At 67.8% G+C, this 845-nt stretch carries 1 protein-coding gene and 1 pseudogene; one reads left to right on the forward strand and one right to left on the reverse strand.

The features are described 5' to 3' along the window. On the reverse strand, nt 1-440 hold a 440-nt coding region (locus tag JMF90_RS38860), incomplete at its 3' end, for a folate-binding protein YgfZ (protein ID WP_374104346.1). Between the two features lie 77 nt (nt 441-517). Between JMF90_RS38860 and JMF90_RS38865 the strand changes: the two are divergent. Further along, nucleotides 518-845, forward strand: a pseudogene (locus tag JMF90_RS38865) (endolytic transglycosylase MltG); the annotation flags it as partial.

Here is an 845-nt window from a genome sequence, read left to right on the forward strand (position 1 = left end):
TCGAAGATGCCGGACAGCGCGTCGCGCACGTCGCCCGCGAAGCCGGCCACCGCGAGCGTGTCGCTCGCGTCCGTCAGCTTCGCCTTCGCGCGCAGCACGAACATCGACAGCCGCTTCTGCACGGCCGGCTGCACGTCCTTCGACACGAGCAGGCGCACATCGTGGCCGGCGCGCCACGTGAGGAACGACGCGAGCAGGCGGCCCTTCGGCGAGCAGTACCCGGACAGCCGGGCGCTGCCGGCATCGAGATGCTCGATGTCGTTGGTGAGCTGGCTGTGCAGGAACGTCGCGGCATCGTCGCCGGCCACGTCGATCACGCCGAACTGCGGCAGCGGCATGCAGGCGGCCGGCGCATCGAAATCGGCGGCGGACGGGCGGGGGAAAACGGGGAGCGAGGCAGATGCGGCCTGGGCAGCCGGTGAAGCGAACGGTGTGCTCATGGAATGAGGGAACAGTCAACCCTGACTTTGACGGAGGCGAGCAAGTATTATATGGGTCTTACCTGAGTCACGTTTCCATGTCCCTACTGAAGAAATGCGCCGCGACGATCGTGGCGCTGGCCGTCGTCGTGGCCGCTGCCGGCGCGGGCGGCGGGTATTACTGGGCAACCCGGCCGCTGTTGCTGGGCTCGGCATCGCTCGACGTCACGATCAAGCCGCGCAGCAGCGTGAAGAGCGTCGCGCTGCAGCTCAAGCGCGGCGGCGTGCCGGTCGAGCCGTTCGCGTTCGTCGCGATGACGCGCGTGCTCGGGCTGTCGAGCCGGCTCAAGTCGGGCAACTACGAATTCAAGACCGGCATCACGCCGTACGACGTGCTGCAGAAGATCGCGCGCGGCGACGTGAACG

The sequence above is a fragment of the Burkholderia sp. E168m23 genome (assembly GCF_016586125.1).
Lineage (GTDB): Bacteria > Pseudomonadota > Gammaproteobacteria > Burkholderiales > Burkholderiaceae > Burkholderia > Burkholderia orbicola.